This is a genomic window from Arthrobacter sp. CAN_A1 (genome assembly GCF_015751665.1).
Classification (GTDB): Bacteria; Actinomycetota; Actinomycetes; order Actinomycetales; family Micrococcaceae; genus Arthrobacter_D.
This window is the reverse complement of the sequence record NZ_JADOUR010000013.1, coordinates 1-13,177: the sequence shown is the minus strand read 5'-3', so window position 1 is coordinate 13,177 and position 13,177 is coordinate 1. Positions and strand designations below refer to the sequence as shown.

12 protein-coding genes and 1 riboswitch are annotated in these 13,177 nt (G+C 63.1%); of the genes, 10 read left to right on the top strand and 2 right to left on the bottom strand.

The features are described 5' to 3' along the window. Positions 1-6: 6 nt before the first annotated feature. The 5 genes from IWX62_RS13380 (at position 7) to dnaE (ending at position 6,464) form a co-directional block, all read left to right on the top strand. Complete coding sequence (locus IWX62_RS13380; RefSeq protein WP_196841913.1) at positions 7-303, top strand: YggT family protein; 297 nt, start codon at positions 7-9, stop codon at positions 301-303. A gap of 142 nt (positions 304-445) precedes the next feature. Then, positions 446-1,126 carry a DivIVA domain-containing protein gene (locus IWX62_RS13375; RefSeq protein WP_196841912.1) on the top strand — a complete coding sequence of 227 codons (681 nt, stop codon included), beginning with the start codon at positions 446-448 and terminating at the stop codon, positions 1,124-1,126. Between the two features lie 149 nt (positions 1,127-1,275). Next, a complete protein-coding gene (gene lspA, locus IWX62_RS13370; protein WP_196841911.1) occupies positions 1,276-1,896 on the top strand; it encodes a signal peptidase II in 621 nt (206 codons plus the stop codon). Further along, on the top strand, positions 1,893-2,828 hold the full coding sequence (locus IWX62_RS13365; RefSeq protein WP_196841910.1) for an RluA family pseudouridine synthase: 936 nt from the start codon (positions 1,893-1,895) through the stop codon (positions 2,826-2,828). The genes lspA and IWX62_RS13365 overlap by 4 nt, the downstream gene beginning before the upstream one ends. 69 nt (positions 2,829-2,897) lie before the next feature. Beyond that, positions 2,898-6,464 carry a DNA polymerase III subunit alpha gene (gene dnaE, locus IWX62_RS13360; protein ID WP_196841909.1) on the top strand — a complete coding sequence of 1,189 codons (3,567 nt, stop codon included), beginning with the start codon at positions 2,898-2,900 and terminating at the stop codon, positions 6,462-6,464. A gap of 59 nt (positions 6,465-6,523) precedes the next feature. Here dnaE and IWX62_RS13355 read toward each other — a convergent pair whose 3' ends face one another. Beyond that, positions 6,524-7,042, bottom strand: coding sequence for a flavin reductase family protein (locus tag IWX62_RS13355; RefSeq protein WP_196841908.1), 519 nt, complete (start codon positions 7,040-7,042; stop codon positions 6,524-6,526). Positions 7,043-7,097: 55 nt separating this feature from the next. Here IWX62_RS13355 and IWX62_RS13350 point away from each other — a divergent pair, with 55 nt between their 5' ends. From IWX62_RS13350 to IWX62_RS13330, 5 genes are all read left to right on the top strand, one after another. Further along, positions 7,098-7,610: a hypothetical protein gene (locus IWX62_RS13350; protein WP_196841907.1), complete on the top strand. Its 513-nt coding sequence runs from the start codon at positions 7,098-7,100 to the stop codon at positions 7,608-7,610. Between the two features lie 62 nt (positions 7,611-7,672). Beyond that, positions 7,673-8,692 (top strand): NADPH:quinone reductase, encoded by a 1,020-nt coding sequence (locus IWX62_RS13345; protein WP_196841906.1) that lies wholly within the window; start codon positions 7,673-7,675, stop codon positions 8,690-8,692. Between the two features lie 51 nt (positions 8,693-8,743). Continuing rightward, positions 8,744-9,013 (top strand): hypothetical protein, encoded by a 270-nt coding sequence (locus IWX62_RS13340; RefSeq protein ID WP_196841905.1) that lies wholly within the window; start codon positions 8,744-8,746, stop codon positions 9,011-9,013. A 63-nt stretch (positions 9,014-9,076) separates the two neighbouring features. Next, positions 9,077-9,191: riboswitch (SAM riboswitch) on the top strand. A gap of 39 nt (positions 9,192-9,230) precedes the next feature. After that, positions 9,231-10,568, top strand: a complete 1,338-nt coding sequence (locus tag IWX62_RS13335; RefSeq protein ID WP_196841904.1) for an MFS transporter — start codon at positions 9,231-9,233, stop codon at positions 10,566-10,568. Positions 10,569-10,575: 7 nt separating this feature from the next. Continuing rightward, entirely contained in the window at positions 10,576-11,943 is a 1,368-nt protein-coding gene (locus IWX62_RS13330; RefSeq protein ID WP_196841903.1) for an LLM class flavin-dependent oxidoreductase, read from the top strand. 20 nt (positions 11,944-11,963) lie between these two features. Here the strand turns inward: IWX62_RS13330 and IWX62_RS13325 are convergent, their stop codons facing one another. Further along, on the bottom strand, positions 11,964-12,554 hold the full coding sequence (locus tag IWX62_RS13325; protein ID WP_196841902.1) for a hypothetical protein: 591 nt from the start codon (positions 12,552-12,554) through the stop codon (positions 11,964-11,966). Positions 12,555-13,177 lie beyond the last annotated feature (623 nt).

Here is a 13,177-nt window from a genome sequence, read left to right as displayed (position 1 = left end):
TGCCGCGTGAGTTTGGTTTTTGTTCTGATCTATCTGGTACTGATGGTCGTACAGATAGCCCTGATTATTCGGATCGTTTACGATGCCGTGCAGATGTTTGCGCGCGGCTGGCGTCCCAAACGGCTGGCACTCGTGCTCGCTTCTGGTGTCTACACTGTTACTGATCCGCCAATCAAGGCCTTACGTCGGCTCATCCCGCCGCTACGGCTGGGCGGAGTGTCGCTGGATCTGGCATTCTTGGTGGTGTTCCTGGGGGTAACCATCCTCATGTTCGTCGCTGCCAGCCTGGCTACATCGATCTAGCCGGTTAGTTTTCGAGTCTCAAAAGATATACGCTGAATCACATAATTGGTGTGATTTCTAGAGTTTCATGTCCACAATTCGGTACCGTAGTCAGGTCTGCTTCATAGGCAGGCATGTCTTATAACCACTATGAGGTGACCAGATGGCCCTGACGCCAGAAGATGTTGTCAACAAAAGGTTTCAGCCCACTAAGTTCCGTGAAGGCTACGACCAGGACGAGGTAGACGATTTCCTCGACGAGATCGTCGTCGAACTCCGTCGCCTGAACCAGGAGAACGACGAACTGCGGCGCAAGCTCGCGGACGCGTCCTCCTCGACGTCCCAGAACGCTGCAGTGCCCGCCCCCGTATCGGCGGTCTCGCACACTGAAGAGGTCAAGGAAGAGCCCAAGGCCAAGGAACAGCCGAAGGCTGAAGAGCCCAAGGTCGAAGAGCGCAAGGTTGAAGAGCGCCCGGCAGCACCAGCTCCAGCAGCTGTTGCGGCCCCCGCCGCGTCAGCTACCGGCTCCGCAGAGTCGGCAGCTGGAGTGCTCGCGATGGCTCAGAAGCTGCACGACGAATATGTCAACGCCGGTGTCGAACAGCGCGACAAGATCATTGCCGAGGCTCAGATCGAAGCCAGCAGCATGGTTAACGAAGCCGAAGAGAAGACCCGTAAGACCCTTGGTGCACTCGAGCAGCAGAAGACCGTGCTTGAGGGCAAGGTCGAGCAGCTTCGCACCTTCGAACGTGACTACCGTTCACGTCTCAAGGCCTACATTGAAGGCCAGTTGCGTGACCTGGACTCCCGCGGATCGGTTGCTTCCGAAGCTACCGGCTCCTAGCCAAGCGCACACCAGCTCAAGGCACGTCATGAGGCCGGCCCCGGGGATCCCCCGGCGGTCGGCCTCTGCCGTAGGCTGGATGTCAGCCTTTGTGCGGCAGTCCACCTCACCCCGGCGCAGTCAGCGGCAGCGCCAAACCTGAAAGCGTTATGACAGACCAGACACCAGAGCACGGCACCCCGATCGGGTCCGACGAAACCTCCCCAGCCGTCCACGACACTCCGACGGCCGCCAGTCACCGGCGGCGGACCGGTGCCCGCTACGCGTTGCTTTTCGCCGCCTGCTGCGCCGTCATCTATGTTGCCGACCAGCTGACCAAGATCTGGGTGGTTTCCACGATGACGGAGGGTCAGATCACCCCCGTGCTTCCGCCGCTTCTGAACTGGCACTTCATCCGCAACCCCGGGGCTGCGTTTTCCATTGGCACAGACTACACCTGGGTGTTCACCATCATCATGGCGGTCGTGTCCATCGCCATCCTCACGCAGGTCCGCAAGATTGCCTCCTGGTGGTGGGCCACGGCGCTGGGGCTCGTCCTCGGCGGCGCGCTGGGCAACCTCACCGACAGGCTGGTCCGGGAACCCTCCTTCGGCCAGGGCCACGTTGTCGATTTCATTGCCCTCCCCAACTTCGCCATTTTCAACATCGCGGATTCGGGAGTGGTCACGGGAGTCTGCCTGATCTGCCTTCTCACCCTGCGTGGCATCGGCATGGACGGCAAACGCAGCAATGACGAACCGTCGCCCGACGGCTCGGCGGACGCCAAGTGAACGCCGTCGAACGGGACGAACGGGTCCCCGTGGACCTGGCCGGATCCCGCGCTGACGCCGTCCTCGCCACCCTGGCCGGGGTGTCCCGGTCCGCTGCCGCCGCCTGGTGCGTCGCAGGATTCGTGACCAGCGACGGGAAACCGGTCGGGAAGTCCGACCGCCCTGCCGCCGGCGCGGTGCTCCGGATCCGGGTTCCTGAAAGTGTCGACCCACTCGCTGTTGTGGTGGAGACCGTCGACGGCATGGGCATCCTGTACGACGACGACGAGCTGGTGGTCATCGACAAGCCGGTCGGTGTTGCGGCGCACCCCTCACCGGGTTGGGTGGGGCCCACCGTTGTTGGCGCCCTCGCCGGCGCGGGCTACCGCATCTCGACGTCGGGCGCCCCCGAACGCGCCGGGATTGTGCACCGCCTCGATGTGGGCACCTCCGGGGCCATGGTGGTCGCCAAGACCGAACACTCCTACACGGTGCTGAAGCGGGCGTTCAAGGAACGCACCGTGGACAAGGTGTACCACGCGTTGGTGCAGGGGCTCCCGGACCCGCTCGAGGGGACCATCGACGCGCCGATCGGCAGGCATCCCGCTCACGACTGGCGGTTCGCTGTGCTTGAGGACGGCAGACCCTCCAGAACCCACTACCGGGTGCTTGAGGCGTTCGGGAAGGCCAGCCTGCTGGAGGTCAACCTCGAGACGGGCAGGACCCACCAGATCCGTGTCCACTTCTCCGCCCTCCGCCACCCGTGCGTGGGTGACCTGACCTACGGTGCCGACCCACGGTTTTCAGCCAACCTGGGGTTGACCCGCCAGTGGCTGCACGCCCAGCAGCTCACGTTCGAGCATCCGGTGACCGGGGTAACGGTCAGCGCGACCAGCCCCTACCCGAACGATCTCCAGTACGCCCTCGACGCCCTGGCTTCCGGCACCATCTGAGCCGGGGCGGCGCGCCTCCGGCCCGGCAGGTCAGCCGGAGGAGGGGGCCGGCTGACCTAGAATGGGAGGGTGGTTTCAACAGCATCCCCCCAAGCTTCCCCGGCCAAGCCAACCCGCGAAGATTCCTTCGTTCACCTGCACAATCACACCGAGTATTCAATGCTCGACGGCGCCGCGCGGCTGACTGACCTGTTCAGCCACACCGAGGAACTGGGCATGAACGCCCTGGCCACCACCGACCATGGGTTTGTCTTCGGGGCCTTCGATTTCTGGGACAAGGCCCGCGCTGCCGGGATCAAGCCCATCATCGGGGTCGAGGCGTACCTCACCCCGGGAACGGCGCGTGCCGACAAGACCCGCGTGAAGTGGGGCGGCGGTGGACGCGACGACGTCTCCGGTGCCGGTGCGTACACCCATATGACCCTCTGGTCCGAGACCACCGAGGGTATGCACAACCTGTTCAGGATGTCCTCCCTGGCCTCACTGGAGGGGTACCTGTACAAACCGAGGATGGACCGGGACCTGCTGCAGACCTACGGCAAGGGCCTGATCGGGACCACCGGGTGTCCCTCGGGCGAGGTGCAGACGAAGCTGCGCCTCGGCCTGTACCGTGAGGCAGTCCAGGCGGCCTCCGACTTCCGGGACATTTTCGGTGCCGACAACTTTTTCTGTGAACTGATGGACCACGGCCTGGACATTGAACGCAACGTCAAGGCCGACCTGATCAAGCTGGCCCATGAGCTGGGGTTGCCGCTGGTGGCCACCAATGACCTGCACTACACGCACGCCGAGGACTCCAAAGCCCACGCCGCCCTGTTGTGTGTGCAGTCCGGTTCCACGATGGCGGATCCCAAGCGGTTCAAGTTCGACGCCAACGAGTTCTACCTCAAATCGCCTGCCGAGATGCGCTCCATCTTCAGCGATTTTCCCGACGCCTGCGACAACACCCTCCTCATTGCCGAGCGGTGCGACGTCGAGTTCAACACCAAAGCGAACTACATGCCGGGCTTCCCCGTCCCGGAGGGGGAAAGCGAGCAGTCGTGGTTCGTGAAGGAGGTCGAGACCGGGCTGCAGTTCCGCTACCCGGCAGGGATCCCCGACGCCGTCCGCAAGCAGGCTGAATACGAGACCGGCGTCATCACCCAGATGGGCTTCCCCAGTTACTTCCTGGTGGTCGCCGACTTCATCAACTGGGCCAAGGACAACGGCATCAGGGTGGGTCCCGGCCGTGGCTCCGGTGCCGGGTCGATGGTTGCCTACGCCATGCGCATCACCGACCTCGATCCGCTCCAGCATGGGCTGATTTTCGAACGGTTCCTCAACCCCGAGCGTGTGTCGATGCCCGACTTCGACGTCGACTTCGATGATCGGCGGCGTTCGGAAGTGATCCGCTACGTCACCGAGAAGTACGGTGATGAGCGGGTGGCCATGATCGTCACCTACGGCACCATCAAGGCCAAGCAGGCCATGAAGGACTCCTCCCGGGTCATGGGGTACCCGTTCTCGATGGGGGAGCGGCTCACCAAAGCCATGCCACCCGACGTGATGGGCAAGGGGCTCGCCCTTACCGACGTGCACAACAAGGACGCCAAACGGTACTCGGAAGCCGAGGAACTCCGTGAACTCCTGAAGTCCGACGCCGACGCCGCGAAGGTCTTCGAGACCGCGCTGGGCCTGGAGGGACTGAAGCGGCAGTGGGGCGTGCACGCGGCCGGGGTCATCATGTCCTCGGATCCGCTGATCGACATCATTCCGCTGATGCGCCGTGATCAGGACGGCCAGATCATCACGCAGTTCGACTACCCCACGTGTGAGAACCTCGGCCTGATCAAAATGGACTTCCTCGGCTTGAGGAACCTGACGATCATCACCGACGCGGTGGAGAACATCAAGCTCAACAAGGACATCGAGCTGGTGCTTGAGGACCTGGACCTCGAGGACAAGGGGTCCTACGAGCTGCTGGCCCGCGGCGACACCCTGGGCGTGTTCCAGCTCGACGGCGGGCCGATGCGCGCCCTCCTGAAGCTGATGCGCCCCGACAACTTCGAAGACATCTCGGCCGTCATCGCGTTGTACCGTCCCGGACCTATGGGCGCCAACTCCCACACCAACTACGCTCTGCGCAAGACCGGCGTGCAGGAGGTGACCCCCATCCATCCCGAGCTGGAGGAACCACTCGCGGAAATTCTGGGGACCACCTACGGCCTGATCGTGTACCAGGAGCAGGTGATGGCCATCGCCCAGAAGGTTGCCGGCTACTCGCTGGGCCGCGCGGATATTCTCCGTCGGGCGATGGGCAAGAAGAAGAAGTCCGAGCTGGACAAGCAGTACGAGGGCTTCGCCAACGGCATGAAGGACAACGGGTACTCTGAAGCGGCGGTCAAGACCCTGTGGGACATCCTGCTGCCGTTCTCCGACTACGCCTTCAACAAGGCCCACTCGGCCGCCTATGGCCTGGTGTCCTACTGGACGGCGTACCTGAAGGCGCACCACCCCGCCGAGTATATGGCGGCGCTGCTCACCAGCGTTGGCGACGACAAGGACAAGCTGGCGATCTACCTCAACGAGTGCCGTCGGATGGGTATCACTGTGCTGCCGCCCGACGTCAACGAGTCGAGCGTCAACTTCACCCCGGTCGGTACGGACATCCGGTTCGGAATGGGCGCCATCCGTAACGTGGGTGCCAACGTGGTGGGCGCCATGGTGGGTGCCCGCACCGAGAAGGGCGCGTTCACCTCGTTCAGCGACTTCCTCCAGAAGGTTCCGGCGGTGGTCTGCAACAAGCGAACCATCGAATCGCTGATCAAGGCCGGGTCCTTCGACTCGTTGAAGCACCCGCGCCGGGCCCTCGCGATGATCCATGAGGAAGCGGTCGACTCAGTGATCGTTCTCAAGCGCAACGAAGCGGCCAACCAGTTTGACCTTTTCAGCGCCTTCGACGAACCCGGATCGGTGGGCGGACTGTCGGTGGAGGTGCCCGACCTGCCGGAGTGGGAGAAGAAGGACAAGCTCTCCTTCGAACGGGACATGCTGGGCCTCTACGTCTCCGACCACCCGTTGCAGGGTCTCGACGGGATCCTCAGCCAGCACGCCGATTCGTCGATTACGTCAATCATCAGCGACGAGGGCCCGGCCGACGGCGCCATGGTCACCATCGCGGGCATGATCACCTCGCTGCAGCGGCGAATCGCGAAGAACAGCGGCAACGCCTATGCCCGCGCGGAGATCGAGGATCTCGCCGGGTCGATGGAAGTCATGTTCTTCGGTCAGGTCTACGGTCCGATCGCGGGGGTGCTCGCGGAGGACCTGATCGTCGTCGTCCGCGGACGTTTGCAGCGGCGCGACGACGGCGCGGTCACCCTCAACGCGCAGGAACTGAGCGTCCCCGACCTCAGCGAAGGACATTCAGGGCCGGTGGTCATTTCCATGGCCCACCACAAGGCCACCGAGACGGCGGTCGTCGCACTGCGGGACGTCCTGAGAACCCATCCCGGCACCAGCGAAGTCCAGATCCGGTTGAACAGCAACCGGAAGGTTGAGGTCATGCGGTTGGGGGTCGAGCTGCGGGTCAACCCGACGTCGTCGCTTTTCGGCGACCTCAAGGTGCTCCTCGGCCCCGCCTGCCTGGACGTGTAACCGGAAGCTGGAAGTGTAACCGGAAGTGGACGTCTGACCGGCTGGCCAGATCTCCCCGGTCAGATTTCGTAGTCCAGCGCGGTGGGCTGCCCGTACGCCCCGCCGTGATAGAGGAGGGGAACGCCGAGCGGGCCCACCTCCCCGGACTGCACTTCAGCGACCACCACGGCGTTGTTCTCGAAGGATAACCGCATGCTGATCCGCCCGATCAGGTGGGCTGCGACGTCGTCCAGGAGCGGCACCCCGTGCGGTCCGGGCTTCCAATGATCGCCCTCGAACCGGTTACGGCTCCGGGCAAAGCGGTCGGCGAGTTCCCGGTTGGCGAGGCCAAGCATGTGCACGCCAATGTAGTTGGTGTTCGCGATGGCGGGCCAGGAGGACGAGGTGCGGGCCATGTTGAAGGTGAACCGCGGCGGGGCTGCGGAGAGCGAGGACACCGACGTCGCAGTGAAGCCGAAGGGTTTACCCTGGTACACCGCGGTGATGATCGTCACCCCGGCCGGGTGGCGTCGAAACGCGTCTCTGAAGGCTTCTGTCGGGTCGGTGTCAGGCTGGTCGGCTGGGTCTAGGGGATCCACGCACCCCACCCTAGGCGAGGTACCGGCGACCCATAACTTTGTTAATGTATAAGTCATGCACCCCTCCACTCCTGATGCCGGGCAGCCCGGCAGCTATCCGCCGCCCGTGTACACGGTAGCCACCGATGACACAGCGGTTCCGCCCACGTCCCTGCTGTGGTGGGCCAGCGCAATGGTGGGGCTGGGGCTGGTGATGGGAGTCATCTGGTGGTTCGCAGCACCCGGCGGCGGACTCTATGGAGACCCGGCACCCGAAGAGGCCGGCCTGTTGAGCGATCTCACACTGGGTGGTCTTCAACTGGTGGTCGGCATTGTGGTGGGTTGGCTCCTGGTCCAGCGGATGGACCTGCCCGGGGCCTGGCAACGGATCGGCGCAGCAGTAGGAGGGTCATTGATCGGGTCTGTGCTCGCCGTCGTCGTCGGACAGTGGCTGGGCATGATGTTCGGAGCCGATCCCGAGTTTGTGCTGCACTCGCTGGGCGCGGCAGCTATCTGGCCCGCCGCTGCGGCCCTTGTGGTGTTCATTTCGGCCCTGATCGAGCTGGCCTGGGGTAAACGCCGCACCTAGCTCAGGCCGGGGGTCCCCGACATCACGGGAATAGTGAGTGGGGCCAGCCCGTTCCATCAGCCATGAAAGCAATCGTTTACTCCCACACCGGCCCCTCAACCGTTCTCTCCCTCGCAGACCGCGACGTCGCTGCTCCCGGCCCCGGAGAAGTTCGGGTGCGCATCGTCGCCTCGGGCGTAAATCCCACCGATTGGAAGGCGCGCTCCGCCGGCGACCTGGCCTTCGCGGAGGTGGTCCCGAACCAGGACGGCGCCGGGATCGTGGATGCACTGGGTGAGGGCGTAACGGACGCAGAGGTCGGCGACCGGGTGTGGCTGTACCTTGCGGCCCACGGGCGCCCGACCGGGACAGCCCAGGAGTTTGCCGTTCTTCCGGCTGACCGGGTCGTAAAGCTACCGGAGGGCATTGATTTCGACGTCGCCGCCAGCCTCGGTGTTCCAGCGATGACGGCGCACCGGGCGCTGACCGTTCACGAGCACGGTCCATCCCGGCTCGCACCGGAGGCCCTTACGGGCCGCGTGGTTCTTGTGCAGGGTGGGGCGGGTGCCGTGGGTCATGCAGCGATCCAGCTGGCTGTCTGGGCGGGTGCGACAGTGATCGCGACGGTCAGCAGCGACTCGAAGGCAGAGTTGGCATCCGCCGCTGGAGCCCATTATGTGGTCCGGTACCCCGATGACTCACTGGCCGACCGCATCCTCGAGATTGCACCCGATGGCGTCGATCAGGTGGTGGAGGTGGCACCGGCCCAGAACGCGGGGCTCGACGTCGAGGTACTCGCCAATCACGGGAGCATCGCCTATTACGCGAACAACAATGGGGACGATTTCACCGCCCCGATTATTGCGAGCTTCGCGAAGAACGTCCGCTGGCAGGGTCTGCTTCTGTACACGGTGGGACCCGTTGCCCTGCGCGCCGCTGCCGAGGACATTACCGCTGCGCTGCGGGCTGGCGTCCTGCCGGTGGGGGAGTCGTCGGGGCTCCCGCTGACCTGGTTCCCGCTCGAGGAAACAGCCGCCGCCCACGACGCCGTCGAGAGCGGCGTCACCGGCAAGGTCCTGATCCGCGTAGCCGATATAAGGTAACGACACAGCCTGCGTTGCGCAGCTGACTGAGAATGTTCCGAGGAGTGGGAAATGGCGTTCGTGCATCAGAATTTCGTTCGCCGTCTCCTACGCCGTCTGGGGCGCGGGCTGGTGCTTGGCGTCTCGGCGGGACTCTTTGTGGGGATCGTTGCTGCGGTCGTGACCTCAGGGGGAACCGACAACGCCCTCCGCAGCGATGTGGGGTGGGGCGCCGGGTTGTTGGCGTTCGCCATCGCCTTTCTGTTCACCATTTGTCTCCCCTCACACGACGCGGTCGACGGACCGCCGCAGTACGGTCAGCTGCGCGGTCCGCGGCCGTAGGCCCAGTCATGTGGCGTCATGAGCTTTAGCAGAAGCTGCGTCAGACCATAGTCTCGAAAGCAGAATCAAGAGTCCCGACGCAAAACCCTGGTTTGTCGGGCGGCAACCCTCCCGCTGTAGCGGGGTGCCCCAGGTGATGATTCGGCCCGATGCGGAACCGCACGGGCAAGTATGGCGTCTCTGAACCGGTTGCGCCTGATGTGCAAGGGGTTGTTCCATGTCCGTCGTCGAATCCGTTGCGGTACCCACACCCGCAATCCGCATCCGTGACAAGAAGCGTGTCCTTAGTTCGGCCTTTGTCGGCACCACCATCGAGTGGTACGACTTCTATTTGTATGGCACGGCCGCGGCGCTGATTTTCAACACCCAGTTCTTCCCCCAGTCCTCGGCATTCGCCGGTGTCCTGGCCTCATTTGCCACCTTCGCCGTGGGCTTCTTTGCGCGGCCGGTGGGCGGGATCCTGGCAGGTCACCTCGGTGACCGCATCGGCCGCAAAGCCCTGCTGGTGGCGTCACTCGTCACCATGGGTGTTGCCTCAACGGGCATTGGTCTTCTACCGAACTACGACAGTATTGGGAGTTTCGCCGTCGTCGGGCTGGTGGCGCTCCGCCTCTTGCAGGGGCTATCGGCCGGCGCCGAATGGGGAGGTTCGGCCCTGCTCTCGGTCGAACACGCTCCACGACACCTCCGCGGGTTCTTCGGAAGCTTCACCCAGGTGGGTTCAGCCGCCGGCATGCTGCTGGCCACCAGCGCCTTCGCCATCACCCAGTTGGCCATGACTGCCGAGCAGTTTCAATCCTTCGGGTGGCGGATCCCGTTCCTGGCCAGCGCAGTCCTGGTGGTCATTGGTTTGGTCATCCGGCTTGGTGTTGAGGATGCGCCCCAGTTTCAGCAGCTCAAGGCCGAAAACAACACCGCGAAGGCGCCCATTGCTGAGGTGTTGAAGTATCACCGTCGTAGCCTGCTCGTGGCGATCGGTCTCCGTCTGGCTCAACCGGCGTTGTTCGTCGTGCTCACCGTATACCTTCTCGGGTACATCAGTTCCCGCCGGGACGATACGACGTCGGGACTGACCGCGGTCCTCGTCGGTTCTGCGGTGGGCCTGATCTCGGGTCCGTTCTGGGGGTGGCTTTCCGACCGCTACGGCAGGCGGCCCATCGCCATCGCGGGTGCGATTGGTATCGGCATCTTTGTGTGGCCATTGTTCTGGTTCCTCGACCATGGCCCGCTGGTCCTGCTGCCGCTGGTGATGATTCTGGGAATGAATGTCCTGCACGATTCGATTTACGGCCCGCAGGCGGCGTGGTTTGCTGAGCAGTTCCCGTTGCACCTGCGCTACAGCGGAGTGTCGTTCGGCTATCAGGTGGGCACGGTCCTCTCCGGGGGTCTCACGCCGTTCATCGCGGCGGCTCTCCTCAATGTTGGCGGCGGTCAGCCCTGGCTGATCTGCGGCTACCTGACCCTGCTGGCGGCGCTGTCCACTCTCGCCGCCGTTGCGGCGAAGGACCCCGCTCGTGCGTACGCCAAAGACCACTCCACTCCCGATACTTTCTAGGAGACCAATGAAGAAGTCCATCCTGCTCAACGCCTTTGAAATGCTTGTCCCAGTTCACCAGTCGCCCGGTCTGTGGAGGCACCCTGAGGATCAGAGCCGTCGATACAGCGAGCTCACCTACTGGACCTCCCTGGCCACCACGCTGGAAGAGGGAGGCTTCCACGGCATCTTCTTCGCTGACATTCTGGGACAGTACGACGTCTACGCGGGGAACGCTGATGAAGCTGTGCGCGGCGGAGTGCAATACCCGATGCTGGACCCACTGCTGATTGTGAGCGCGTTGGCGGCGGCGACCAGCCGAATCGGCTTCGGAGTCACCGCATCCCTCACCTACGAACAGCCCTACCTGTTGGCGCGAAAATTCAGCACCCTGGACCATCTCACCAAGGGGCGGGTGGCATGGAACATCGTCACGTCCTATCAGGACTCCGCCGCCCAAAATCTCGGACTCACTGAACAAATCCCGCACGACCAAAGGTATGACCGTGCGGAGGAGTACATGGACGTGGTCTACAAGCTGTGGGAAGGCTCGGTTGATGATGATGCGGTCAGGGCAGACAAGGCTGCCAACGTCTTTGTTGATCCAGCAAAGGTGCGTGGCATCGGCCACGAGGGTGAACATTTCACCGTTCCTGGACCCGCCCTGACCGAGCCATCACCTCAGCGCACCCCCTTGTTGTTTCAGGCCGGAGCTTCGCCCCGGGGACAGGCCTTTGCTGCGAACCACGCCGAGGCGATCTTCTTCAGCGGGTACTCCACCGAACTGACACGCACATGGGTGGACGGCATTCGTGCGGCCCTTGCTGCTAAGGGTCGCGCGCGGGACTCTGTGAGGATCTTCGCGATGGCAACGGTCATTGTGGCGGAAACGGACGAAGCCGCCGCGGCGCGGTTGGACGACTACACCCGCTACGTTGATCCGCAGGCCGCGCTGGCTCTTTTTGCTGGCTGGACCGGTGTGGATCTCAGTACAGCCGACCTGGACAGCACCCTTGAGTACGTGCAAACAGAGGGAAACCAATCCGCCTTGGCAGCCTTTACCAAGCTGGATTCTTCGCGGGTGTGGACGGTCCGCGAGCTGGCACACTTTGTGGCCATGGGTGGACGGGGCCCGGTCATTACGGGCTCCCCATCGACTGTCGTTGACGAGCTGGAACGGTGGATGAGTCAGGGCGACGTTGACGGGTTCAACTTGTCCAACGCTGTGCGTCCCGCGGACCTGGAAGAATTCGTGCGCCTTGTCTCACCCGAATTGCGTCGACGGGGACTGTTACCGGAGGACCCGCAACCCGGGAGCACGCTCCGTGAAACCATTCTTGGACAAGGGCCCCGCCTTGCCGACGACCATTACGGCGCCCGTTTCCGCCGAGGATGAGCAGAGCGGAATTGGTGTTGTCATCGACCCGACGCGTCGCCGGGTTGAGGCTCGTCCTCGGTCGGCATCGACAGGGCGTCCTCTAGACGTGCCAGCGCGTCCTCGTCTGCTGCGAGATGCATTATCCCCTTATCGGTTCGCAGGACGGCAACGGCCCACCCGCGGCGCCAGATCCGTGGTTTCCTGATCGGCTCAACCCGGTCCAGGATGTCCAGAATGACGTATGCCCGCTTCTTGCCAGCCGGCGCAGGCTGCAGATCGCCCATTTGAGTCTGAAAATCCATTCCCTGTCCAGTTTGCTGTGCGACACCGTCATCCCACAGGTCGCGCAGCGAGCCGGGCAGGGCATTGGCGAAGCGGATGGAGCAATCGAAAATCCCGCGATCCAACTCATTCTGAAGCCGTCGACGGCGTTCGGCTCCCGCGGGTCGCCTGAGTAGATACAACAGGCCGAAGTAGATGAAAAGGGTAAATCCGGTTCGGGCCCAGAAGCCGATGCTGAGACCTTCCAAGACCTCCCAGATCAGGTACGCCGGAAAGAGGATTCCAAGCAGGACCAGGTGCTGAATCTTTTCCCATTTGCCAACCTTGGCGCGTTCGATATCGTCCATGCCTCAGCGTAACTGTGGAGGACGCCGGTGATGAGTAAGGTCTAGTCATTGATCCGGGCCTCAGCGACGGCCTCTCAATTCGTGATTTGGCTGTAGCGGTTGAGCCACCTTCACGGACATTTTCTCGGGCGGGGGATACGCGAATCGCCTAGTCAGAGCCCGGGCTGACAAGGGCTCAAGTAATTGTGGAAGGACCCTGTTGCGGTGGGCGACCGGCTTACGGGCGGTCAATTAGAGCGTTCTATATAGGCTGAAGCCCACTAGCATCGACTGCGAACTTATAATCAATGGGGCTGCGCTTAGCGTCTACTCCCTCTGGCCTCGCACGCTTCATATTCTCTTGAACGGAAGTTGTCCTTACCGTCCTACTAGGATGTTCGAAAAGAAGCGCTGACCAATGCTTCCCACGTTGGCGCTCCAGGTACAGCATCCCTTGACCTACTCCTAGCCCGGATTTTTCATGGGATTTGTGATCGGTTTGGGGTGATTGGGTTTGGTGTTGATGGTTGGGTGGATGCCGATTTGGGCGTTTTGAGGTGTTCCCGTTGGTCGCCGGGGTGGGCGCCGGTTCCACTGCCGGTTGGTGTGTTCTTCCTGTCTCGATGTGCTTTTTGACTGCCCCG